Raw genomic sequence first — 24,892 nt, forward strand, 5'->3', positions numbered from 1 at the left:
CGAGTTTCAAACTCGCCTTTTTTACGCCTACTTGTTTATATTAGTCGATATATTCGAAAATCTTCACGACTCTATCGACACCTGAAATATTGCGGGCGACTAGAGCTGCTTTATCGCCTTCTTCGCGGGTAACCATACCCATTAAGAACACTTCCTTGTTTTCAGTAATAACTTTAATACGTTTAGAGTCTAATCCTTTTTCTGCAGCAAGACTGGATTTTACCTTGGTGGTTATCCATACATCAGAAACAGTACTAACATCTTCAGGATTGCCAGTGCGTAATTCATTAAAGGCTTTCTTCATTTCAGGAACGCCTTTAATGGTATTTGAAACTTGCGCAATTACATCTTCTGAGGGTACTTGGCCATAAATCAGGACATAAAGGTTATGACTGACCACATCAACAGCATTAGGCTGGTTCTTTTCTAGGATGGGGTAAAGTCTGTCCTTAACACGACCTTCAATACTGGAGTCTTCTGCTACGGTACCGAAAGTCGTACAAGCGGAAACCCCAAAAGAGAGAGCCAGGGTCAAAATAAGTAAGCGGAGTGATTTTATAGTTAGCATTTCTAAGCCTCTGTTCCAAACAAACTGTTGTCAATGAAGTCGCATAGCGCATGAATAATAACTAAGTGTACTTCTTGAATACGCGCGGTTGAATTAGATGGTACACGAATTTCAATATCATTAGGACCAATTAAACCGGCCATTTCGCCACCGTCTTTACCAGTTAATGATACGATTAGCATATCCTTGCTGAGTGCAGTTTCCATTGCATTAATCACATTTCTAGAATTGCCGCTGGTTGAGAATGCCAACAAAACGTCGCCTGGTTGTCCTAGAGCTCTTAATTGTTTGGCAAAAACGTCATTGTAGCTGTAGTCGTTAGAGATTGAGGTTAGCGTGCCGGTATCTGTGGTTAATGCTATGGCAGGCAAACTCGGGCGTTCACGCTCGAATCGATTAAGCATCTCGGACGAGAAGTGTTGTGCGTCTCCCGCTGAGCCACCATTTCCGCAGGTTAAAATCTTATGGCCATTGAGCAGGCTATTGACCATGATTTGCCCCGCTTTTTCAATCGACTCCGGAAGCGCATCTGCAGCAGCAATTTTGGTCTGAATACTTTCTGTAAAAATATCACGAATTCGTTCTATCATAATCTACCTAATCGAGTCGGTAATCGAACGCTTACCAGGACGGTGCCTGAAAAGCATTTTTGTGCCATTCTATCAATGGCTCCTGTGCAGACAATGTTACGGAAACCACATCAAAACGACAATCTCGTTGCTGCATTTTTTTATTAGCTTGCAAATACAGCTGTGCCGTTTTAATAATCTTTTGCTGCTTGCGAAAGTTTACGGTTTCAGCACCACTACCATAACTGGTGTTGGCTCGAAAGCGAACCTCAACAAATACCAATGCAGACTTGTCCAGCATAATTAAATCAATTTCGCCAAAACGGGAATTGAAGTTTTTCTCTACTAACGTGAGTCCTTGTTTTTTGAGATAACTTTCGGCAAAGAGTTCAACATGATCGCCACGCTGTCGCGTACTCATTATGATAACAATCCCTTGCTGGTGGTAAATAATGATTATTCAGTTAACGGTACCCAATGGCCATTACGGTACTTAGCCCAGGCCAGTTGGCGTACAATTCGTCCATAGTAATCCAAAGTCAACTCGCCAGAGAGGCCTTGAACGGAATAATCCGACAAAGCCGATAACTGAGGAATCTCAGGAATTAACAAGAAGGAATCGTAGCCCAGGGCAAAGAAACGACCTAGTGTGCCACCGGCATTGGGAAACATGCGAACAATCTTTTGTTTATTAGATGCCTGTTCCTCTGACTGTGGGATCATCCAAGGAGCATCGGTAAACTGGATACCATTGAGATCATTTTCACGTTCTTTGCCACCGTCGTAAAGGCTTGAAGTCGCATAGACCGGTAGGTTATAGGCGTAATAGTAATTCAAGTAAGGCTTAATGATCCGGGCATCTTTTGCTGCTGCGATCATAAAGATAAAGTCCGCAGTTGCCGAAATTTGTGCGGATGACTCAATCGGTAGGTTAAGAAGGTTTTGTAGCTCACGCTTTCTTCTTTCTGCTTGATCTGCACCGAGCATTTGCATGACTGCAATCTTCGGATCCGGAGTACGCGAAAGATCGGCAGTTCTAACAACGTCACCACCTAGCCGCTGAAAGGTATCGCTGAAACTCTCAACCGCACGTGCCCCAACGCTTTTGTCGGCATTAATAATAAAAGCACGAGTCTGTCCTTTATTGATGGCATACTCTGCAATCTGCTCAGCTTCATCTTCAACTGGCAATCCAAATTGAAACATCCCGCTTGGAGTATAAGCTTTGTCCAGGCGGTTTAAGACTAATGTCGGGATAGGTAACTTTTGATACTGCGCAATATCATCAGCTCTGTTTTTCAGTAGTGGGCCTATGACAAATTCAACACCATCTGCTAGAGCCTGTTGATACAGTAATTCGATAGGTTCGCTGGCTGTATCGTAGACCACCACTTCTGGTTTCTCGCTGCCCATCATCTGAGTATCGTAGAAAGATGTCATGAAACCATCGAGAATAACGTTGCCAACAGTTGCTAAACGGCCACTGGTCGGAAGGAAAAGGCCGATCTTAGTAGGGGCGCCAAAATCAACCACTACGGCTTCTCGCTCGACTTTGAGATTAATATAGAACAGGGCGGGATGGTTGGGATAAAGGACGTTCCACTCTTGCATGGCATTTGATAATGCAGCTTGGTCATTACTAAATTGTTGTTGGATAATTGCCATGTCCAGCCAGCCTAATTCGTTATGCTTATTAGCGCGATTCCGAGTAATTTCAAGCGCACCGGTCGGAGAAGTCATGAGTTCAAGCCAGGTTTTACGTTCCTGTTCTTCGCGAAGTTTTTCATCCTGGAATAAATGCATTGCTTCAATGCGTGTCATTGCCGCATCTGCATGACGCTGGTTAGCTGCTAAGCTGTCTGCCAGTAGGCGATAATATCGGGATTGCCACTTGGTATCGTATTTTTCAGGGTTGCGCACGGATTGGAGTGCACGTATGGAGTCGAAGGGCTGCTCTTGAATTAGTGCAACTTCACCGACTAATAAATACCAGTCAGCACGCAAATTGAGCGGTAGTTGAGTTGGATAAAAGCTATTCAATACTTCATAAGCTTCGGCATATTGCTCGCGTTGCATATGAGCTTTAGCAGCCTGTAATAAAAAAGGGGCTTTATCAGCTTCTTCGGCGGCTTCGGCTTGTTGCAGGTAAAATTCTGCCGGCTGCAAATCGTAATCAGCCGTAGTCGGAGATTCTGACTTGCGCGTGCCAGTCGTTGTACAAGCCGATATCATCAGTACGCTGAAAATTGCCGTGAATACTAATATGAGGTTCTTATGCATAAGCTTTTTTGTCATAATTCCATACTCATCAAATAATTATCGGTATTTTAGGCGCTTAGGCGCAGCAAGGCAAAAAAGCTATGGCAAATTTCCCACAAACTGATACCGCATCGGCACAATTAGGCACTTTATTTGTCGTTGCCACGCCGATTGGCAATATCGAAGATATTTCTGCACGGGCCATTCGCACTCTCAAGGATGTCGACTTGATCTGCGCTGAAGATACGCGTCATAGCCAGCGCTTGATGCATCACTACCAAATTGAAACCCCGATGATTTCATTACATGAGCACAACGAGGTTGCGCGCATAGAGCAGATCGCAGAGCGATTGCAACAGGGGCAGAGCATTGCCTTGATCTCTGATGCGGGAACTCCATTAATTAGTGATCCTGGATTTAAGTTAGTCAGAGAGTTGCGCCAAAAGGGGTGCCGTATTAGCCCTATACCAGGCCCGAGTGCCATCATTACGGCTTTGAGTGTTGCCGGTCTGGCTACTGACAGCTTTAGTTTTTGGGGCTTTCTACCGTCAAAATCATCCGGACGCAAGCAAGTTTTTAGCAACTTATCGCAACATGGCGAAACACTGGTTTTTTATGAATCGTCACACAGGATTTTGGATTGCCTTAAGGATTTGCTTGATTTGCTAGGTGATAGAGAGTTAGTAATTGCTCGCGAACTGACCAAAACCTTTGAAACTGTCCTATCGGGCAAAGCTTCTGATTTGGTTGACAAGGTTGAATTGGATCTCGACCAGCAGAAAGGCGAGTTTGTGTTAATGGTATCGGGAGCTGAAGACAAGGTCACTGAAATGGACCTGGCTACCGAAAAACTCATGGTTGCGCTCCTAGAAGAGTTGCCTCCGAATAAAGCCTCTAAAATTGCCGCACAAGTGTCAGGCTTGAAGAAAAAAGTGTTATACCAATGGGCGCTTGATCAAAAAGACTAAGAACGATTTCTGTCACCTTTTACCGTTGAACCGAGTCTTATTAAGTAATTGTAAAGTTATCTAATTGAGAACAAACCGAATTGGAGTTGGATATGAGATATCTAAAGTCAGCAGTCATCGCACTACTTATATCGCCACTTATGGCTGTAGCTGGTGAAGTGAAAGTTAGCTGGGCTGAGTTTGATGATTTTATTGACGTTAGACCTGCCAGTGAAACCAAGTCAGCCTTTTATAAGCGCGTCAAAACTAGCCTTGAAAAATCATTTATTGAGCTTGGAGAAAAGTTGCCAGATGGTACTGTGTTTGAGCTTCGAGTCTCAGATCTAGACCTGGCGGGTGATATTCGCTATGGAGGTACCAGAGAATATAGACTGGTAGAGAGACTTTATTACCCTAAAATGAAGTTTGATTATCAGCTGGTTAATGCAGAAGGTAAGATCCTGAAAGAAGGCTCAGAATCAATCAAGGATATGGGCTTTCTGGATCGACTTCGTAGGCCATCTCAGTATCGAAATGAAGGTTTCTTCTACGAAAAGTTGATGTTCGAAAACTGGTTTGAAGAAAATATCGAAGCACAGTTTAAATAATAAGAATTGGTCACAAAGCTGGAAAGGCAGACAGAACAGTCTGCCTTTTTTATTTTTGCTTGCTTTTTCACCTATGAAGACTAAACTTGCCCACAAGCTGGCCAGACAGTCGCTGCCTGCCATTTGGTAGGGAGAGGAAAGTCCGGACTTCACAGAGCAGGGTGCCAGGTAACGCCTGGGCGGCGCAAGCCGACGGCAAGTGCAACAGAAAGTATACCGCCGATGGAATCGCAAGATTCACAGGTAAGGTTGAAATGGTGCGGTAAGAGCGCACCGCACTGCTGGCAACAGTATGTGGCGAGGTAAACCCCACCCGAAGCAAGACCAAATAGGGTTCCGTATGGCGTGGCTCGCGTTGGAACCGGGTAGGTTGCTTGAGCCATGGAGTGATCCATGGCCTAGACGAATGACTGTCCTAGACAGAATCCGGCTTACCGGCCAGCTTATTTTTTCCTTTATCAATGTTTAAAATTTGAGTGCTAAGTCATTCGTATGATGACTGTCCAAGACATATTCTCTTTAAGAGAAGCGGCTTACCAGCCAGCTTTTTTTTTCTTCCGAATTAGTTTTAACTTGGGGTACTTTAGTCATTCATCCTAGATGACTGTCCAAGACACACTCTCCACAAGAGAATCGGCTTATCGGCCAGTTTGCTTTTTTATCATTCTGAACCTTCGGTTGGTGGTGAGCTTGCGAACCTCAACAGCTCATGAGTACGTATCCAATTAGGCAGGCTCTTGCCCTTAAAAAAAAACATCTTATCTTCGGTCGTAATGGCAACTTTCTCCAAAAGCTGATGTATCCAACCCGTTAGCGTTATACTGATTTCATGGACACTTCTGATTGTTACATTTTATTGGCTGATCTGATTCTTATCACCCACGCGTTATTCGTTGTGTTTGTTGTAGCAGGGTTGATATTGATTCTAATTGGTGGCGTTTGCTCATGGTCATGGGTTAGAAACCTCTGGTTTAGGTTGTCGCACTTAATAGCGATTGGCTTCGTGGTGATTCAATCGTGGCTTGGTGCCATCTGCCCTTTAACCATCTGGGAAAATGCGCTGCGTGAAAAGGCGGGTGAGCTTGGTTATCAGGACACCTTTATATCCTACTGGCTGGAAAAGCTGCTTTATTACCAGTTACCGCAATGGGTATTTGTCGTTGCGTACAGCATATTCGGTGCTTTGGTCTTGGTAAGCTGGTTTTGGGTCAGACCAAGGGCTTTTAGAAAACAGGATTAAGCTACGAGTCGTCCCTATTCATATTCCAGCTCATCAAAAATAGGCGAGGGTCCAAAAACGTTTGATTGAGTAATGGTCGTAAATAGTTCAAGTGCTTTGATCCCTTTACTTGAATTGCCCTTAGTGTTTAGTCCTGGGCTCCATACTGCGATGCTGTATTGGTCTGGGTAGATGGCTACGATTCCACCGCCGACACCACTTTTACCGGGTAACCCAACTCTAAAGGCAAACTCTCCTGCCTCATCATAGAAGCCACAAAGCAACATGATGGAGTTGATACGTTTGGTTTCCTGAGCGGTTATTATTCGTTTGTTGTTGACTGGGTTCTTGCCTCCACTTGCGAGGAACATAAAGGTCTGAGCCAAATCTTTGCATGACATTTCTATTGAGCAAAGATGGAAATAGAAGTCTAATACTTCTTCAGCGTCGTTTTCGATATTGCCATACGATTTCATTAGGTTGATATGGGCACTGTTTTTAAAACCACATTCTTTTTCTGATTCTGCAGTGGTTTTGCAGTAATCAATATTGGGGTTGCCTGCTAGCGAGCGCAGAAACTTGATGAAGTCCTGATATGGGTTTTTCAATTCGCTCATCAGAATATCGCAAATGACTATCGCACCAGCATTGATTAATGGGTTGCGAGGTATCCCTTGTTCGTATTCAAGCTGTACTAAAGAATTAAAAGGACTGCCCGAAGGTTCTACCCCAACGCGCTTCCACAAGTCAGTGCCCACTAGTTTGAATGCATAAACCAGTGACAGAACCTTGGATATACTCTGAATAGAAAATGTCTCGTCGGTATCGCCATGGAAGTAGCTGTGTCCTTCTCTGGTTACCAGGTACATACCAAATTTATTGGGATTAGCCTTGGCCAGAGCAGGAATATAGGTCGCTACCTGTCCAATTTGGTCATAGTCCTTGAGCTCTGCAGCGATTTTTTCGAATATTTCGTTGTATTTCATACCCGGTAAGATTTGATGTTTGTCTTGTCAGTCTATTGAACACTAGGCTCTATGGCTAGCCTGGATTACCAATATATCAATAGGTTATATCAATGAAGGGAGGGTGGGGGGTGGTAATTCTTCATGAAGCTATGACTCTTAAAGTAGTTGAATCTTGGTGATTTTAGCCTCGAAATCCTTGATTTAAGTAAAATATCGCTTCTAACTTAAAGTAAATTCTAACTTCCCTATCTAATTTTCTGATAAATAAGCAGTTTATTTTCGTCTGTTTGTTAGTGCTGACTAACTTCGCTAAGTGTTTGTCAAATAAGGACATTTTTCACATTTTCCATGCAAATTTGCCTTGCAAAACTCAAGCAAACTTCATATAGTGTAGAGAAGTGGAGAAAAGTGTCGCAAAGTGGATCGTAAGGGATCAGTGAAGATCAACGACCAATTTGCTTAAAACAGCTGAAAACCGGGTAGCACTTTCGGTTTTGGCATAACGAGTCAAAAGTGGGGTTTACATAGAGCCATGTTCCGTGGAGCAACTGCAATCAATATGGATGCGAAAGGCCGTATCGCCGTTCCGGCGAAGTACCGTTCGCGTTTTGAAGATGTTTGCTCCAATCAAATTGTGGTGACTATTGACCTGTTTGACCCGTGTTTATTACTTTTCCCGCTCCCCCACTGGGAACAACTCGAAGCAAAACTCGACACTTTTTCTAACACAGACCCAAACCAACGCCGTATTAAACGTATGTTACTCGGTCATGCATCAGAGCATGAAATCGATAGTAATGGACGTATTCTACTGCCTCCTGTCCTGCGTGAATACGCACAATTGGAAAAACAATTACTTCTTGCCGGCCAAGGCCAAACATTCCAGATCTGGAATGAAGAGAATTGGCACAAGAAAATTGAGCAGGATGTTGAAGCGTTGGCTGAAGGGCCACTGGATCCAGACAGTTTACCTGAATTGGCGTTCTAGTTATGAGCACCAAACAAGAACACGACGCAGTCCTGCTAGAAGAGGCAGTGGAGGCTTTAGTGATCGACCCTAACGGCATATATATCGATTGTACATTTGGTCGCGGCGGACACAGTCGCGCCATATTGTCGCATCTGTCGGAAGAGGGGCGTTTGATCGGATTTGATAAAGATTTACAGGCCATTGCAGTGGGCGAACAACTGCAACAGGAAGATGCTCGGTTCAACATTGTTCATGAAAGCTTTTCTCTTTTAGAACAAGAAGTTAGCAAGCGCGGCTGGGTAGGTGAAGTGACCGGTGTTTTGATGGACTTAGGAGTATCGTCACCACAACTTGACCAGGCGGAGCGTGGTTTCAGTTTTATGCAGGATGGACCATTGGATATGCGTATGGATACCACACGCGGGCAAACCGCTGAGCAATGGATCGCGAATACCGATGAAGAAGATATGGTCTGGGCCTTTAAGGCATTTGGCGAAGAGCGTTATGCGAAACGAATTGCTCGTGCCATCGTCGAGAAAAGGGCCAAAGCGCCCATCACGCGCACAAAGCAATTGGCGGACATTATTTCTGAAGCACATCCACGCTGGGAAAAGCACAAGCATCCAGCGACTCGTTGCTTCCAGGCCATACGCATTGCGGTTAATCGCGAGCTGGATGATTTAAAAGATACATTGGAACAGGTATTGAACGTACTAAAGGTTGGTGGTCGTTTGGTAGCGATCAGTTTCCACTCGCTGGAAGACCGCATTGTGAAGCAGTTTATCCAGAAGCAAGCGCAAGGTCAGAATTTTCCTGCGGGTTTGCCGATTACAGAAGACATGATTAATCGTCGTATGAAAAAAGTCGGCAAGTTTACCAAGGCAGGTGACAGTGAGCTGGAACGCAACATTAGAGCGCGCAGTGCTGTGATGCGGGTGGCGGAGAAGTTGTCATGAGCCCGACCAAAATTAAAGAAAAAATTAGAGAAACCAATAGCTTATGGCCTTTTTATAGCCTGTTGGCAACCGTGTTACGTCGATTTGGAGTGATTTTTCTAGGTGGGTTGGTTGTGATTTCAGGTGTTGTGATTGCTCACCAGACTCACCAGATGCGCCAGACAACCATTGCCCTGAAGCAACTGGAAGATGAGCAGACAGCATTAGAGCTTCAATGGCAAAAATTGAGTTTAGAGCAAAGCTCATTAGCAGAGCATAGTCGAGTAGAAACTTTGGCTGAAAAACGTTTACAAATGAAGCAGTTAGACTCAAGAAATGAAGTATTAATTACACCCTCGGTTAGAGGTAGAGAATGAAGAAAGTACAAAACCGTAAATTAAAAACAGTACCGCTTTGTACATGGCGTTATTACGCCATGATTGCGGTATTGTTGTGCGGTTTTGGTGCGCTGGTCACACGTGCAGCTTACTTACAAGTGGTGAGCTCTGATGAATTAGCGCAAGCAGGCGACTCTCGATCTGTACGCATAAAAGGTATTTCAAGCCACCGTGGTTTGATTGTGGATCGCAACGGTGTTGAGTTGGCGCGTTCGGTGCCTACCGAATCTGTATGGCTTGATCCTAAAACCCTTCTAGCGAGTGAAAACGTCTTACAGAGTAAAGAGTGGAAAGCATTTGCTGCGGCATTAAAGCGCAATGAAAAAGAATTAAATCAATGGGTTAAAAGTAAGTCAGATAAACGGTTTGTGTGGCTTGAGCGGCATGTGGATCCCAATGTGGGGCTCTACATTAAGCGACTCGATATTCCCGGGGTTGAATTTAAAACGGAATATCGTCGTTATTACCCAAGTGCTGAAGTTGCTGCCCACCTTGTGGGCTTTACTGGTATAGATGATAAAGGTTTAGAAGGTGTTGAACGCGCCTTTGATAGTTTCTTAACAGGCCAGCCAGGCAGCAAAAAAGTGGTTGTGGATTTATACCGCCGAGTAGTTGAAGAGCGTGGTGTATTAGCGAAGGCCGAACAAGGGAATGATTTACAGTTAAGCATCGATTCAAGAATTCAATCAACAGCCTATAAAGAACTGAAAAAAGCTGTGCTGCAAAATGGTGCTAAAGGTGGATCTGTTGTTGTGGTGGATGTAGAAACGGGTGAAGTTTTGGCGATGGCTAGTCAGCCTTCTTTCAATCCGAATCGGTCTGACAGTCGTTTTCCAGAGTTTACACGTAACCGTTCAATTACAGATTTATTTGAGCCAGGTTCGACGGTCAAGCCATTGACGGTTGTGAGTGCATTATCGAGTGGAAAATTTTCAACCAACTCAAAAGTCGACACATCACCAGGACGCATGAAGTTAGGTTATGCCTGGGTTCGTGACCCACGTAATTATGGTGTATTGGATTTAGATGGAATCATTAAAAAATCCAGCAATATGGGAGTTGCAAAAATTGCATTAGAACTCTCAGATGAAGAGTTTATGAGCACTTATTATAAAGTGGGTTTCGGCATGGAAACCGGGTTAGGAATTCAAGGTGAAGCAGACGGCATTTTATCTCCCCGCGCTAATTGGTCGGATCATGAAAAAGCTTCCATGTCATATGGCTATGGCTTCATGGTGAGCCCTATTCAATTAGCGCAAGCCTACGCCATTTTAGGTGCGGATGGTATTCGTAATCAACTGACCCTAATTAAGCGTGCCGAAGGGGTTGAATATCCTCAAGAACAAGTAGTCGAAGCTGAAGTAGCCCGCTCCGTGGTCCATATGATGGAAGAAGTTGTGGCAGAGGGCGGCACTGGTACACAAGCCAAAGTTGAAGGTTATCGTGTGGCCGGTAAGACTGGTACTTCGCGGAAAGCGATTCGTGGTGGCTATGGTGATGAATACGTAACCGTGTTTGCCGGTTTAGTGCCAGCAAGCAATCCAAAGTTTGCCATCGTGGTCATGGTTGATGAGCCTGCGGGCGACAGCTATTACGGCGGTACAGTTTCAGCACCAGTGTTTGCCAAAGTGGCAGACAAAGCATTACACCTTATGAATATAGCACCAGATGACAAGGTACAAAAAACTGCTGTAGCAACCGCAGTTAATGTTGTAGGAGGAGGTCAGCATGACTAACTCTCTACAACTCACAACAGCATTAAAGAAAATAATTAAGCCACTAGTTAATGAACAATTTTGGAAAGATAATCCACAGGCTGCAATGACCGAAGTTAGCGGCATTCAGCTGGATAGTCGCCAGATAAAGCCTGGTCAGTTGTTTGTTGCTTATCCTGGCCACGCCACAGATGGTCGCCAATATATCAAACAAGCGGTTGATGGCGGTGCTACTGTGGTGCTATTTGAACAAAATGACAGTGAAACGATTTTAGAAACCTTGCTCAATGACAACCAGCAAGTAGCAGCCTCCGCACAGACTCTCTCCGGGGTGGCTCCTTTGGGGCTTTATAATTATAAGGAGGCTGTTTTAATTCCCGTTAAAAACTTAAGCAGTCAAGTCAGCCATATCGCTGCACGTTTTTATGGTAACCCTACCAATAAAATGTCAGTGGTTGGTGTGACAGGAACAAACGGCAAAACCAGTTGTGCTTATCTGATGGCACAGGCACTTGAGTTTTTACAATATCCAACCTTGATGTTAAGCACCATTGGTAATGGGAATCCATCGAAGTTACAAGCAACAGAAAATACAACCCCAGATGCGATTGCTATTCAGCGTTTAGCAGCAGAGTATTTAGCGCGAAAGAATTACCATATGACCATGGAAGTTTCATCACATGGGTTAGTGCAATCTCGCGTGGCAGCGGTGCAATACAAAATTGCAGTGTTTACCAACCTTTCGCAAGACCACCTTGATTATCACAGTGATATGGAATCCTATTTCCAAGCTAAGAGACAGTTGTTTATAAGAGAAGAGTTAGAAGCTGCTGTCATTAATGCTGATGATGAATACGGTCGTCGATTGCTCACGGATGATGCCGTTGCATGCCGGAAGATTGCTTTTAGTTGTGAACAAAAAAATGAAGATCTAAATATTGAAAACTGGATTGTCGCGAAAAACCTGACATTTAATATGAGAGGTATTCAGGCAGAACTGCATACACCCTGGGGTGCAAGTAAATTACGCTCAGGTTTGTTAGGGCATTTCAATCTTTCAAACTTATTGGCTGTGGCAGCTTCATTAGGTGAAATGTTTGGTGATATCGATAAATGGATTGTGGCACTTAATGCCGCAAAAGCAGTACCTGGTCGCATGCAAAACTTTACCGCCAGCAGTAAAGCGACCGTGGTAGTCGATTATGCACACACACCTGATGCATTGGATAAAACCTTAACCAGTCTGAGAGAACATTGCGCCGGCGAATTATGGTGTATCTTTGGCTGCGGTGGTGATCGAGATAACACCAAGCGTCCGCTGATGGGCGCAGTAGCGGAACAAAAAGCTAACCGAGTAATTATTACCGATGATAACCCTCGTACTGAAAGCTCTGAAGAAATTGTGTCGATGATTCGTTCTGGTATGAAGGACCAATCAACTCAGTATATACAAAAAAGAAAAGAAGCAATCGAATTTGCCTTAAAACATAGTACACCGAACGATATTATTTTAGTCGCGGGAAAAGGTCACGAAGACTATCAGCAAATTGGTAATAAGAAGGTTCACTACTCAGATTTAGAAACGGTGGCTAGCTTAATGGAGGAGAATGCATGATCCCATTAAGTTTAACAACAATTGCTGAAGTAGCCAAAGGCACATTGCAAGGCAGCGATATCATTATTAATAAAGTTATTACTGATAGTCGTGTCGATTGTCGCGACGCTTTATTTATTGCCTTAAAAGGCGAAAATTTTGATGGTCATCAATTTGTCGAAAAAGCAAAACTTCAGGGTGCAAAAGCCTTATTAGTGGAACACTTAGTTGAATCGAATTTACCGCAAGTGATTGTTAGTGACACTGAAAAAGCATTAGGTCTTGTTGCAAAATACGTTCGTGATCAAGTCAACCCCTTAGTGATCGGAATTACTGGTAGTGCTGGTAAAACGACAGTCAAAGAAATGGTCGCTAGCATCCTGCGTCAAAAAGGGAATTTATTAGCGACTCAAGGTAATTTTAATAATCATATTGGGGTCCCGCTGACTTTATTGCGGTTAAAAGAGACAGATCAATATGCAGTCATCGAAATGGGCGCTAACCATATTGGTGAAATTGCTTATTGTGCATCGCTGGCTAAGCCAGATGTCAGTGTCATTAACAATGTTGAAGCGGCTCATATTGAAGGGTTTGGCTCGGTAGAGGGTGTTGCTAAGGCTAAATCAGAAATTTATCAGGCTTTAAGTGAAGAAGGCACTGCTGTAATCAATCTTGACAGTAACTTTGCTGATCAGTGGATAGAGCAATTTGCAGGGCTTCAGAAAATAACAGTTTCGCGCCATAAAGATGCCAACTTTGTTGCAGATAATTGTCAGACACAAGACAACGGCAATGTGATTTTTACTATGCAACATACCCAAGATGGCAACAGCCAAAGTATTAGTGTGCAGCTTCCGGTTCCCGGAATGCACAATGTTTCCAATGCCCTGGTCGCAGCTGCCCTAGCTTCGGCTGCAGGTGCAGATATGGAAATAATTAAAGTTGGCCTGGAAACCATGGTTTCCGTGAAAGGTCGTCTCAATCAGTTTAAAGCAGCCAATGGTGCCTTAATTATTGATGACACTTATAACGCAAGTGTAGCTTCAGTCAAAGCTGCAATCGATTATCTGACCAGCTTATCTGGTACTAAAGTTTTGGTACTTGGGGACATGGCTGAGCTAGGTGATGAAAGTGAGCAATATCACCGCGAAGTCGGCGAATACGCAAAAGAAAATAATATCAGTCAATTATTAGTAAGTGGCCATTGGGTCAAGTACAGCACTGAAGCTTTCGGCGATAAGGCGCAATGGTTTGAAAACAAGGAGCTTCTTGTTTCTCACTTAAACAGTGTTATTCAATCAGATTATAAAATACTAGTAAAAGGCTCACGTAGCGCCCAGATGGAGCAGGTCGTTGATGCATTGGTAGCAGTTACCGCTGATGAGTCCAATTTAAATTTGGGGGGGGATTCATAATGCTGACCTGGTTAGCAGATTATTTATCACAGTACTACTCAGGTTTTAACCTGTTTCAGTATTTAACATTTCGATCAATTGTCAGCGTTATTACTGCGTTAGGTATTTCATTGTTAGTAGGGCCAACAATGATCCGTCGTTTGAGTAAATACCAAATTGGACAAACTGTCCGCGACGATGGTCCGCAAACACATTTGGCCAAAGCAGGTACGCCTACTATGGGCGGCGCACTCATCATCTTCGCTATCGTATTTAGCTCATTAATGTGGGGCCAATTAGAGAACCGTTATTTGTGGGTGGCACTCATTGCTTTGGTTGGCTTTGGTTTAGTGGGTTTGGCGGATGACTACATCAAGTTAGTTCGGAAAGATCCTAAAGGACTAGTTGCGCGCTGGAAATATTTTTGGCAGTCATTAATCGGCGCTGGTATTGCACTGTATCTATTTTATAACGCATCGCCAGTTGAAACTCAGTTGCTGGTGCCATTCCTGAAAGATGTGATGCCGCAATTGGGTGTTATGTTTATCTTTATGGCGTATTTCGTGATTGTAGGCACCAGTAATGCCGTCAACTTAACCGATGGCTTAGATGGTTTGGCAATTTTGCCCACAGTCTTAGTAGCCAGCGGTCTTGGTATTTTTGCCTACGTTACCGGCAACCAGGTGTTCTCCGAATATTTAGGTATCCCTTTTATTCAGGGGGTTGGTGAACTGGTCATTTTCTGCGCTGCGATTATTGGTGCGGGCTTAGGGTTTTTATGGTTCAACACCTACCCAGCACAAGTATTTATGGGTGATGTGGGTGCGCTTGGGTTAGGTGCTGCATTAGGTGCCGTGGCCGTGATGGTTCGTCAAGAATTAGTGCTCTTCATTATGGGTGGGGTCTTTGTTATCGAAACCTTATCAGTAATATTGCAGGTCGGCTCATATAAGTTGACAGGAAAACGAATTTTTAGGATGGCACCTTTACATCACCACTACGAACTAAAAGGTTGGCCAGAGCCTCGCGTCATCGTGCGCTTCTGGATTATTTCGTTGATTTTAGTATTGATTGGTTTAGCAACCCTAAAAATACGCTAAACAAGGCTAAGGAAAATGATAGCAATGCAACAAAAAGATATCGCGTATAAAAATCGCTTGATACTCGGTCTGGGACAGACTGGGCTTGCGGTTGCGCGTTATTTATCTGCATTGCGCCAACCTTTTAATGTTATGGATACGCGTGACATTGCGCCAGGCCATGAAGAGTTGGAAAAACTCGCGCCAGGATCGTTACTGAAATGGAATGGTCAGCAGTTTACAGAATACGATGAGTTGGTAGTTAGCCCAGGTATTGCCATTGCTCGTGATGATATTCAGGCAGCACAAGAATCGGGCGTTAGTGTAATAGGTGATATCGAATTATTTGCTCAAGCCAATACATTACCGGTTATTGCTATCACCGGCTCTAATGGAAAAAGTACCGTCACTGACTTGGTGGGCGAGTTAATTAATGCCAGCGGAAAGAAAGCATTGGTGGGCGGTAATATTGGAGTTCCAGCCTTAGATCTTCTTAAGCTTGAAGGCGACTATGTGGCACTTGAATTGTCGAGTTTTCAATTAGAAAGTACACGCAGTTTAGAACCTGTAGCAGCGACCGTTTTGAATGTCAGTGAAGATCACTTAGATCGCTATAAAAATTATCAAGAATATATTGATGCCAAGCGAAGTATTTATGCGAAAGCTAGAACTTGTCTGGTCAATGCTGATGATGAAAATACTTGGATTAAGTCTGCAGAAAGTGGACAGAATATACTGCGCTTTGGTCTCAGTAATAATAGTGACAAGATTGATTGGGCAGTGGATTTCGAAACCTGCACAATCATGCATGATGGAAATGAAATCCTGAAATTAGATGAGTTGACATTACAGGGTATACATAATGCGCTAAATGTAGCCGTTGCATTAGCATTAGTAGATATCGCAGAAATCGAACTGACGCAGGCTGTTTTAGATGCAGCAAAATCCTATCAAGGTTTGCCACATCGTAGTCAGTTAGTGGCCATCAAAGATGGTATCACATTCATCAATGATTCAAAGGCAACCAATGTTGGTGCAACAGTTGCAGCTATTCATAGTTTCGAGCCGCAGTTTGGTAAAAATATCATCCTGATTGCTGGTGGCGATGCAAAAGGTGCTGACTTATCCAGTTTGCAAGAGATCATTAAAGAAACCGTCAAAGCTGTAGTATGTTTTGGTAAAGATGCACCAGCTATTGCAAAATTAGCACCAGCAAAAACACAGTTGGTCAGTAATTTAGAAGAAGCTGTACGCATTGCTTATGAACAAGCTCAGAAGGGCGACCTGGTTTTGTTGTCACCAGCTTGTGCCAGTTTGGATATGTTTGCCAACTATATGCAGCGAGGCGAACAGTTTGCTCACTTGGTGGAGGCGCTATGACTAGCATCCTTAAAACATTAAGAGTGAGCGACTTTATTGAGCAATTAAAACTGTCCGACCGACGTACCCGCCTGGATCCTTGGTTGCTTGGGCCAGTGATGATCTTATTAGCGATTGGCGTGATGATGGTTGCCTCAAGTTCAATGCCTTTTGCAGAAGATCATATGAATGGCAACGAATTTCACTTCCTTATTCGTCACATTATTTATTTATCCATTGCATTAGTGGCAGCAATGCTAGTGCTGCAACTGGATACACGTTTCTGGCAAGTGAATGGTATCTACATGCTGTTATTTGGCATCGTGTTGTTAATGCTGGTGTTGGTGATTGGCAGAGAAGTAAATGGTAGTAAGCGCTGGATTGGCATTGGCCCAATGACGGTGCAACCAGCCGAGCTGATGAAGTTTTTCATAGTGACCTATTTAGCTGGTTACCTGGTGCGTCGTAGTGATGAACTACAAACACAAATTAAAGGGTTTACCAAACCACTGTTAGTGATTGGATTAGTAGTCGCTTTCTTACTGTTGCAACCGGACTTTGGGTCATCGGCGGTGATTGTAGCAACTGCTCTTGCGATGCTGTTTTTAGCTGGTGCAAAACTTTGGCAATTTATTTCGCTAACTGCTTTTGTGGGTGTAGTGATGGCTTTAGTGGCTTGGAAAGAGCCTTATCGCATGAAGCGGTTGACCAGTTTCCTTGACCCATGGGCAGATCAATTCGGTAGTGGATATCAGTTAGTGCAGTCACTTATTGCTTTTGGCCGTGGTGACTGGTTTGGTGTCGGCCTTGGTAATAGTGTGCAAAAGTTGTCCTATCTACCGGAAGCACATACTGACTTTGTATTTGCAGTGTTTGCTGAAGAGTTTGGCTTTATAGGAGTACTGCTCGTTATAACTTTATTCGCCATCATTTTGTTGCGCAGCCTGAGTATCGGTCGACGTGCTTTAAAAATGGAACAGTATTTTGCTGCTTATGTGACCTACGGTTTTGGCTTTTGGTTAAGTCTACAAGCGTTAATCAATATTGGTGTTTCAAGCGGTAGTCTACCAACGAAAGGCTTAACGTTACCGTTTATAAGTTACGGTGGTAACTCGCTGATTGTTACTTGCATGGCAATAGCTATTATTTTGCGAGTCGACTTTGAAGTGCGTCGTCGTGAACATGAGTTCGCTAAAGTGAAGCGTGCGTATCGATCAGCAAAGGGAGGGCAGAATGATGAATAAGAGAATTCTGTTAATGGCTGGTGGAACGGGTGGCCATATATTCCCTGCATTGGCAGTTGGACATGCATTGGAGCAAGAAGGCTGGAGTTTGCATTGGTTAGGCTCAGTGGGGGGCATGGAGCAGGAACTGATTCCTCAACATGGTATCCCAATGACTTTGCTACCCGTAAAAGGGATTCGTAATAAAGGTTTGGTGTCTTTGATTAAGGCGCCATTCCAGTTGCTTAACAGTATTTTTTTAGCTCGTAAGGCAATCAAAAAATTTAAACCTGATGTGGTGCTTGGCATGGGCGGTTTTGCCAGCGGTCCGGGTGGAATCGCTGCCAAGCTGTGCGGAGTACCTTTGGTGATTCATGAGCAAAATGCAGTTGCCGGTATGACCAATAATCAGCTAAACCGTTTCAGCCGTTGGACGTTGCAGGCTTATCCGGGCGCTTTTCAGGAAAGCAATAAAGTGAAAACGGTTGGCAATCCTGTAAGACAGGATATTGGCAGTGATAAAGACCCTGCTCTGCGAATTGAGTCTGATGAGAAAAGTGTTCACATTTTAGTGATTGGTGGTAGCCGTGGTGCAGCGGTGTTTAATGAAGAGTTACCGGAAACATTTAGTCGTGTTAATAGTGGCTTAAAAGTTCAGGTACGACATCAATGTGGTAAAGGAAATTACGATGCCGTATTAGAGCGATATCAACAACACGGTACTAGCAAAGTAACCGTTGAAGTCAGCGAATTTATTACTGATATGGCACGAGCCTATGAGTGGGCTGATCTGGTTGTGTGTCGTGCAGGAGCGCTAACGGTGGCTGAGATTGCCATGGCAGGTTGCGTTGCAATATTTGTGCCTTATCCTCATGCGGTTGATGACCATCAAACTTATAACGCGCGGTATTTAGCTGACCAAGGTGCTGCATTAATTATTCAACAGCATGACTTAAGCAAAGAAAGATTGGCGCAAGAAATTACTGCGCTAGCAAATGATAAAGAGCACTTAATTGATATGGCACGAAAAGCACAAGCTTTAGCAAGGCCTGAAGCAACGCAAAAAGTTGCTGAATATTGCAAGAAAGCTGCTGAAGAGAAAGCAGCAAAGACAGCGAGAGAACAAGTATGAGTAATGGCATTAATCCTAACAGTCCTTTAATACAGCAAGTGCCAGAGATGCGTCGAATTCGCCGTGTCCACTTTATTGGTATTGGTGGTGCAGGGATGAGCGGAATTGCCGAAGTGTTGCTTAATCTGGGGTATGAAGTTTCAGGCTCGGATATGCGTGAGAGCAAAGTGACAGAGCGTCTCAAAAACTTAGGTGCCAAAATTTTCATTGGCCATCGAAGTGAAAACATAAATGAAGTCAATGTGGTGGTTGCTTCTACTGCAATTCCAAAAAATAACCCTGAATTAGAAGCGGCCCGTGAGCATCGCGTGCCAGTAGTTCCTCGTGCGGAGATGCTAGCAGAGTTAATGCGTTTCAGACACGGTGTGGCTGTTGCCGGTACTCATGGCAAAACTACAACCACCAGTTTAATCGCCAGTATTTTTGCCGAAGGTGGATTAGACCCAACTTTTGTTATCGGTGGCTTGCTTAATAGCGCTGGTAGTAATGCACGGCTGGGGACTAGCCGATTCTTTATTGCTGAAGCTGACGAAAGTGATGCTTCATTCTTGCATATCCAGCCAATGGTTGCTGTGGTCACTAATATCGAAGCTGATCACATGGATACTTACGGCGGTGACTTTAAAAATTTGGAAAACAACTTTATCGATTTCTTGCACAACCTACCTTTTTACGGATTGGCTGTGATGTGTATTGATGACAAAACGGTACAAGAAATCATGCCAAGAGTAACGCGACCAACAGTAACTTATGGTTTTAGTGAAGATGCTGATGTGCGCGCGGTTGATTTCACTCAGTCAGGTACCAAAAGCCACTTTAAGGTCATTCGTCGGGACTATGACGGAGAGTTAGAAATTACGTTAAATTTACCAGGTCGACACAATGTGCAAAATGCTTTAGCCGCAATTGCTGTTGCTACAGAAGATGGTGTATCAGACCAGGCCATTCAGAAAGCTTTGTCTGAATTTGGTGGTATTGGTCGCCGCTTCCAGATGTACGGTGATTTTAAAGTCGATGGTAAAACAATCACGCTAATGGATGACTACGGTCATCATCCGAGTGAAGTTATGGCGACTATTGAAGCCATGCGTCGTAGCTGGCCGGAGCGTCGCTTGGTCATGGTTTATCAACCTCATCGTTACAGCAGAACAAGAGATTTGTATGAAGACTTCAGTAAAGTGTTGTCTGAAGTGGATGCATTGTTGTTGCTTGAGGTTTACGCCGCAGGTGAAGAACCGATACCGGGTGCTGATAGCCGTTCATTGTGCCGTAGCATACGTCAGCGCGGGAAAATAGAACCGATTCATGTTGAAAAAATAGCACAGCTACCTGAGCTGTTAAGCAATATTTTACAGGATGGTGATGTGGTTGTGACTCAAGGAGCCGGTAATGTTGGAGCGTTGGCACCTGCATGGGCTGAAGTCAAAATGGACTTGAGACAATTAAAAGCGGAGGCCGAGTCATGAGTATCGATAAATTCGGCAAAGTCGTAGTTCTTTATGGTGGCAACTCTGCGGAAAAAGAAATTTCATTGCGCAGCGGAAAGGCAGTCTATAACGCTTTATTAAATGTGGGTATCGATGCAGTTCTGATTGACCCAGAAGCTGAAGGTCTGGCCGCAATTCAAGCTAGCAACTGCGACCGTGTCTGGAATGCTTTGCATGGTCGTGGTGGTGAAGATGGTGTCATTCAAGCGCATCTACAATTACTCGGCCTACCTTACACCGGAAGTGGTGTGATGGCTTCTGCGATTGCAATGGATAAATTACGAACCAAGTTGATTTGGCAAGCAATGAGTTACCCCGTTGCAAAGCATCGCATGCTTAATACTGGCGTATTAACTATCGAGCAGGCAGAAGATGTTCTTGCTGACATGAATGATTGCGTAATGGTTAAACCGATACGAGAGGGTTCCAGTGTCGGCATGGCAAAAGCGGATAATGCAAAAGCTTTAGTCGAAGCCGTAGAAAATGCTAAACAATATGATCGTGAAGTGATGCTAGAACAATGGATTGATGGCGAGGAATACACGGTTAGTATTTTGAATGGTAAAGCCTTACCAAGCATTCGCGTTAAAACACCGAATACCTTTTATGACTTTCAGGCGAAATATCAAAGTCAATCGACGGAATACGTATGCCCAAGTGGCTTGAATGATGAAGACGAAGCTGAGTTGGCAGAGTTATCACAAGCAGCATTTTATGCGCTGGGTTGCGAAGGCTGGGGGCGTGTAGATTTAATGCGCGAACGTAGCACTGGCAACTGGCTTTTATTGGAAGTGAATACGGTGCCAGGTATGACCGAAACCTCATTGGTACCAAAAGCTGCAAAGCAATCTGGCATGAGTTTTGACGAGTTAGTAGTTGCGGTATTAGAAACCAGTTTCGTTGAAAGACATTAGTAATCAAAGGAATTAACTGAAATGGCAAAGATGGCAACACGCGAAGAACGCAAACAAGCGAAAAACTTTAAAGGCTGGTTAAAGCCTTTGAAGTGGGTGCTTGTGATTGCGTCTGCCAGTGCTGTTGCGGTTGCATTCATCTTTGCTGGTGTCTGGGTATTTAGCATTAATACTGACAACGTATTTCCAATCAATCGTCTGGAAGTATTTGAACAACAATTTACTTCCGCAGGTGAAGTGACGATTGCCATGAAATCAATTGATGATCGTGGTTTTTTCACCATGGATATGGAAACAGCAGAAGATAAGTTTGTGTCATTACCTTGGGTCAAGTCGGTGCAATTGCGCAAAGTATGGCCAGACACCTTGCAAGTAACCGTAGAAGAATATGAGCCGCTAGCTTACTGGGGAATGCATGGTATGGTTTCCACTGAGGGAAAAGTTTTTTATCCGGAACAATTACCCGAGATGAATTGGGTGAAACTGCAAGGGCCGGATGAAATGGCTAAGGATTTAACAGTGTTATTGCAAACCTATCAGGAACAGTTGTTGAGAAAAGCATTATTTATTGAAGGTATGCAATTAAGCGAGCGTGGAGCTATTAGCTTAACACTGAATGACGGACTTAAAGTTCAATTAGGAAAGGTGCATGTTGAAGAAAGGCTGGAACGTCTTTTGAATCATATCGATGTGTTGAAAACGCATAAGTCAGAGGCATTGGCTTATGTTGATTTGAGATATCAAAACGGTTTTGCAGCTAAATGGGTTAGCAATACAACGCCGCTAGAAAACGGTGGGGGCAACAGGTAAAGCTATGTCGAAATCATCAGAGAAAAGATTAATTGTTGGGCTAGATATTGGTACGTCGAAAGTCGTAGCAATAGTTGGGGAAGTGGGAGCAGATAATGTCGTTGATATTATCGGTATTGGCTCACACCCTTCCCGAGGCATGAAAAAAGGTGTGGTGGTGAATATTGAGTCTACCGTGGCTTCAATTCAGCGTGCAATTGAGGAAGCGGAGTTGATGGCAGGTTGCCAGATCCACTCTGTCTATACCGGTATTGCTGGTAGTCACATCAAAAGCTTAAATTCGCATGGCATTGTGGCAATAAAAGATCATGAGGTGACACAAAGTGATGTGGATCGTGTGATTGATGCGGCCAAAGCTGTAGCCATTCCTGCAGACCAAAAAATTCTACATGTGTTGCCGCAAGAGTTTGTGATTGATAACCAGGAAGGCATTCGTGAACCAGTAGGGATGTCAGGTGTGCGCCTTGAGGCCAAGGTTCACATGGTAACGGGCGCTGTCAGTGCCGCGCAAAATATTACCAAGTGCGTAGCACGATGCGGACTTGAACCAGAAGATGTGATTCTCGAGCAATTGGCATCAAGTTATGCAGTGTTAACAGAAGACGAACGCGAGCTTGGTATCTGTTTAATTGATATCGGTGGCGGAACTACGGATATAGCCATCTTTACTGGCGGTGCCATTCGTCACACCGCAGTAATACCAATTGCTGGCGATCAGGTGACCAATGATATCGCCGTAGCTTTGCGAACACCGACTCAGTTTGCTGAAGAAATAAAAATTAAATATGCCTGCGCTTTGCGCCAGCTAACCAATTTAGATGAAACTATTGAAGTGCCAAGCGTCGGTGATAGACAGCCGCGTCGTTTGTCTCGTCAGATTTTAGCTGATGTGGTAGAGCCTCGTTACAGTGAATTATTTGAGTTGGTGCAAGCAGAAATTAGACGCAGCGGTTTTGAAAATTTAATTGCAGCGGGAATCGTTATCACCGGTGGTGGTTCTAAGATGGAAGGTTTGATGGAGCTTGCTGAAGAAGTGTTCCATATGCCAGTTCGTCAAGGTATGCCGCAACACATCAAAGGCTTGGTGGATGTGGTGAGAAACCCAATTTATGCGACGGGAGTTGGCTTGTTGATCTATGGAAAACAAGATCAAGGTCATCACCGTGAAAGAGATGTAACCGGTTTTTCAGGTCTATTTGACCGTATGAAAAAGTGGTTTAGTGGTTTTTAACAAAGCGCGGACCGCTTTGTTAAAAAAGTGGAAGTAACTGTTGTTAGAGCACGTGTGTTAAAGCACATTTAGTGTAAGCAATTTTAAAGTAAATCGAAGGGGAAATTATCATGGCTAACATGTTTGAATTAGTAGATAGCTGTCAGAACAGCGCGATCATTAAGGTGATCGGTGTTGGTGGTGGCGGTGGTAACGCCGTCGAACATATGGTTAAAGCCAATATAGATGGTGTTGAGTTTATCTGTGCCAATACAGATGCTCAGGCGTTGGAGTCTTCAACTGCTAAAACCACTATCCAGATTGGCCAAAATATTACACGTGGTCTTGGTGCTGGCGCTAACCCTGAAGTGGGTCGTCAGGCGGCACATGAAGACCGTGAGCGCATCATGGAAGTTCTGCAAGGATCTGACATGGTGTTCATCACTGCCGGTATGGGTGGTGGCACGGGGACCGGTGCTGCACCAGTTATTGCTGAGATTGCCAAAGAAATGGGCATTTTAACGGTTGCAGTAGTGACAAAACCGTTCAAGTTTGAACGTAAAAAACGTATGGCGCTTGCTGAAAAAGGTATTGATGAATTGCGTGCCTCAGTTGACTCATTAATCATCATTCCAAATGATAAGTTAGTGGCTCAGTTTGCAGGTTTACGTTTAACCGAAGCCTTTGCTTCAGCGAACTCTGTGCTACATGGCGCGGTGCAAGGTATTGCAGAACTGATCACTTGCCCTGGCTTGATTAACGTTGACTTCGCAGACGTTCGCACGGTCATGGCTGAACAAGGTCAGGCTATGATGGGTACAGGTATTGCTGCCGGTGAAGGTCGCGCACAGATTGCTGCTGATATGGCTGTTGCCAGTCCATTACTTGAAGATGTCGACTTGTCTGGTGCTCGTGGCATCCTGGTCAACATCACAGCGAATGAGGATTTCACCATTGATGAATTCTCAGAAGTGTGTGAAGTGATTGAAGATATCGCGCACGAAGACGCCACGGTGGTCGTTGGTACTGCCATTGATGCACAAATGGGCGATGAAATTCGCGTCACTGTTGTGGCTACGGGTCTTGGGCAGGAAGCTAACATGCGCTTAGTCAGCAATAGCAACGACAAAAAAGAAGTTCGTAAAGCCAATGGTGACCTAGATTATGGACAGTTGGACTTACCGCCATCAATCCGCAAACAAGCGGGTGCAAGTTCGGTTCCAGAGCAAAGCTCGAAAATGGCGGTTGGCAGTGATGTGGATAACTTCCTGGATATTCCAGCTTTCCTGAGAAAGCAGGCGGACTAATAAGTCGTCGAAACTGGCCACTGGGTTTGTCGTAATATCGATACTTTCGGTGACAAGGTGAAACTTATTGAATAAGTTGCTTTCATACTTAAACAGTACGAAGAGGCACTCCCTTCGAGCGTCTTCGTACTGTTTTGTCTTTATATTGTTCAGCTTTTATTCAACGCTGAGCGATTAGGCTAATTAGGGAAAACAGCCTCAGGCTGAAAGTGTGAGCTAGTGCATGT

At 44.1% G+C, this 24,892-nt stretch carries 23 protein-coding genes and 1 other RNA gene; 19 read left to right on the forward strand and 5 right to left on the reverse strand.

The window, feature by feature from the left end:
* Positions 1–40: 40 nt before the first annotated feature.
* The 4 genes from KKOR_RS03380 to KKOR_RS03395 are packed head-to-tail and all read right to left on the reverse strand — an operon-like array spanning position 41 to position 3,432.
* Positions 41–568: a BON domain-containing protein gene (locus KKOR_RS03380; protein WP_012800606.1), complete on the reverse strand. Its 528-nt coding sequence runs from the start codon at positions 566–568 to the stop codon at positions 41–43.
* Between the two features lie 2 nt (positions 569–570).
* Positions 571–1,158, reverse strand: a complete 588-nt coding sequence (locus KKOR_RS03385; protein ID WP_012800607.1) for a phosphoheptose isomerase — start codon at positions 1,156–1,158, stop codon at positions 571–573.
* Positions 1,159–1,189: 31 nt separating this feature from the next.
* Positions 1,190–1,558, reverse strand: a complete 369-nt coding sequence (locus KKOR_RS03390; RefSeq protein WP_012800608.1) for a YraN family protein — start codon at positions 1,556–1,558, stop codon at positions 1,190–1,192.
* Between the two features lie 35 nt (positions 1,559–1,593).
* Positions 1,594–3,432: a penicillin-binding protein activator gene (locus KKOR_RS03395; RefSeq protein ID WP_012800609.1), complete on the reverse strand. Its 1,839-nt coding sequence runs from the start codon at positions 3,430–3,432 to the stop codon at positions 1,594–1,596.
* Positions 3,433–3,497: 65 nt separating this feature from the next.
* On the opposite strand from KKOR_RS03395, the gene rsmI reads away from it, so the two are divergent.
* The 4 genes from rsmI (at position 3,498) to KKOR_RS03410 (ending at position 6,191) form a co-directional block, all read left to right on the forward strand.
* Complete coding sequence (gene rsmI, locus KKOR_RS03400; RefSeq protein WP_012800610.1) at positions 3,498–4,364, forward strand: 16S rRNA (cytidine(1402)-2'-O)-methyltransferase; 867 nt, start codon at positions 3,498–3,500, stop codon at positions 4,362–4,364.
* A gap of 92 nt (positions 4,365–4,456) precedes the next feature.
* The gene (locus KKOR_RS03405) at positions 4,457–4,951 is read left to right on the forward strand and encodes a DUF3016 domain-containing protein (RefSeq protein WP_012800611.1); all 495 of its coding nucleotides are present in this window, start codon (positions 4,457–4,459) and stop codon (positions 4,949–4,951) included.
* 93 nt (positions 4,952–5,044) lie between these two features.
* Positions 5,045–5,401, forward strand: an RNA gene (rnpB, locus tag KKOR_RS13380) — RNase P RNA component class A.
* Between the two features lie 379 nt (positions 5,402–5,780).
* Complete coding sequence (locus tag KKOR_RS03410; protein WP_012800612.1) at positions 5,781–6,191, forward strand: DUF2784 domain-containing protein; 411 nt, start codon at positions 5,781–5,783, stop codon at positions 6,189–6,191.
* 14 nt (positions 6,192–6,205) lie between these two features.
* Here the strand turns inward: KKOR_RS03410 and KKOR_RS03415 are convergent, their stop codons facing one another.
* Positions 6,206–7,156: a glutaminase gene (locus tag KKOR_RS03415; RefSeq protein ID WP_012800613.1), complete on the reverse strand. Its 951-nt coding sequence runs from the start codon at positions 7,154–7,156 to the stop codon at positions 6,206–6,208.
* Between the two features lie 514 nt (positions 7,157–7,670).
* Here KKOR_RS03415 and mraZ point away from each other — a divergent pair.
* The 15 genes from mraZ (at position 7,671) to ftsZ (ending at position 24,665) form a co-directional block, all read left to right on the forward strand.
* A complete protein-coding gene (gene mraZ, locus KKOR_RS03420; protein WP_012800614.1) occupies positions 7,671–8,126 on the forward strand; it encodes a division/cell wall cluster transcriptional repressor MraZ in 456 nt (151 codons plus the stop codon).
* 2 nt (positions 8,127–8,128) lie between these two features.
* Positions 8,129–9,064: a 16S rRNA (cytosine(1402)-N(4))-methyltransferase RsmH gene (gene rsmH / locus KKOR_RS03425; RefSeq protein WP_012800615.1), complete on the forward strand. Its 936-nt coding sequence runs from the start codon at positions 8,129–8,131 to the stop codon at positions 9,062–9,064.
* Complete coding sequence (ftsL, locus tag KKOR_RS03430) at positions 9,061–9,420, forward strand: cell division protein FtsL (protein WP_012800616.1); 360 nt, start codon at positions 9,061–9,063, stop codon at positions 9,418–9,420. The genes rsmH and ftsL overlap by 4 nt, the downstream gene beginning before the upstream one ends.
* Positions 9,417–11,177 carry a peptidoglycan glycosyltransferase FtsI gene (locus KKOR_RS03435; protein WP_012800617.1) on the forward strand — a complete coding sequence of 587 codons (1,761 nt, stop codon included), beginning with the start codon at positions 9,417–9,419 and terminating at the stop codon, positions 11,175–11,177. Before ftsL ends, KKOR_RS03435 begins: the two co-directional genes overlap by 4 nt.
* Complete coding sequence (locus KKOR_RS03440) at positions 11,170–12,771, forward strand: UDP-N-acetylmuramoyl-L-alanyl-D-glutamate--2,6-diaminopimelate ligase (protein WP_012800618.1); 1,602 nt, start codon at positions 11,170–11,172, stop codon at positions 12,769–12,771. Before KKOR_RS03435 ends, KKOR_RS03440 begins: the two co-directional genes overlap by 8 nt.
* Positions 12,768–14,165: a UDP-N-acetylmuramoyl-tripeptide--D-alanyl-D-alanine ligase gene (locus tag KKOR_RS03445; RefSeq protein WP_012800619.1), complete on the forward strand. Its 1,398-nt coding sequence runs from the start codon at positions 12,768–12,770 to the stop codon at positions 14,163–14,165. The genes KKOR_RS03440 and KKOR_RS03445 overlap by 4 nt, the downstream gene beginning before the upstream one ends.
* A complete protein-coding gene (mraY, locus tag KKOR_RS03450) occupies positions 14,165–15,244 on the forward strand; it encodes a phospho-N-acetylmuramoyl-pentapeptide-transferase (RefSeq protein WP_012800620.1) in 1,080 nt (359 codons plus the stop codon). The genes KKOR_RS03445 and mraY overlap by 1 nt, the downstream gene beginning before the upstream one ends.
* A gap of 24 nt (positions 15,245–15,268) precedes the next feature.
* Positions 15,269–16,603, forward strand: a complete 1,335-nt coding sequence (gene murD, locus KKOR_RS03455; RefSeq protein WP_012800621.1) for a UDP-N-acetylmuramoyl-L-alanine--D-glutamate ligase — start codon at positions 15,269–15,271, stop codon at positions 16,601–16,603.
* On the forward strand, positions 16,600–17,826 hold the full coding sequence (gene ftsW / locus KKOR_RS03460; RefSeq protein WP_012800622.1) for a putative lipid II flippase FtsW: 1,227 nt from the start codon (positions 16,600–16,602) through the stop codon (positions 17,824–17,826). The genes murD and ftsW overlap by 4 nt, the downstream gene beginning before the upstream one ends.
* On the forward strand, positions 17,819–18,937 hold the full coding sequence (murG, locus tag KKOR_RS03465) for an undecaprenyldiphospho-muramoylpentapeptide beta-N-acetylglucosaminyltransferase (protein ID WP_012800623.1): 1,119 nt from the start codon (positions 17,819–17,821) through the stop codon (positions 18,935–18,937). The genes ftsW and murG overlap by 8 nt, the downstream gene beginning before the upstream one ends.
* The gene (gene murC / locus KKOR_RS03470) at positions 18,934–20,403 is read left to right on the forward strand and encodes a UDP-N-acetylmuramate--L-alanine ligase (protein ID WP_012800624.1); all 1,470 of its coding nucleotides are present in this window, start codon (positions 18,934–18,936) and stop codon (positions 20,401–20,403) included. The genes murG and murC overlap by 4 nt, the downstream gene beginning before the upstream one ends.
* Entirely contained in the window at positions 20,400–21,338 is a 939-nt protein-coding gene (locus KKOR_RS03475; protein ID WP_012800625.1) for a D-alanine--D-alanine ligase, read from the forward strand. The genes murC and KKOR_RS03475 overlap by 4 nt, the downstream gene beginning before the upstream one ends.
* 21 nt (positions 21,339–21,359) lie before the next feature.
* Positions 21,360–22,148 carry a cell division protein FtsQ/DivIB gene (locus KKOR_RS03480; RefSeq protein ID WP_012800626.1) on the forward strand — a complete coding sequence of 263 codons (789 nt, stop codon included), beginning with the start codon at positions 21,360–21,362 and terminating at the stop codon, positions 22,146–22,148.
* Positions 22,149–22,152: 4 nt separating this feature from the next.
* The gene (ftsA, locus tag KKOR_RS03485) at positions 22,153–23,379 is read left to right on the forward strand and encodes a cell division protein FtsA (RefSeq protein ID WP_012800627.1); all 1,227 of its coding nucleotides are present in this window, start codon (positions 22,153–22,155) and stop codon (positions 23,377–23,379) included.
* A 110-nt stretch (positions 23,380–23,489) separates the two neighbouring features.
* Complete coding sequence (ftsZ, locus tag KKOR_RS03490; protein ID WP_012800628.1) at positions 23,490–24,665, forward strand: cell division protein FtsZ; 1,176 nt, start codon at positions 23,490–23,492, stop codon at positions 24,663–24,665.
* Positions 24,666–24,892 lie beyond the last annotated feature (227 nt).

It is taken from the genome of Kangiella koreensis DSM 16069 (genome assembly GCF_000024085.1).
GTDB classification, from domain to species: Bacteria; Pseudomonadota; Gammaproteobacteria; order Enterobacterales; family Kangiellaceae; genus Kangiella; species Kangiella koreensis.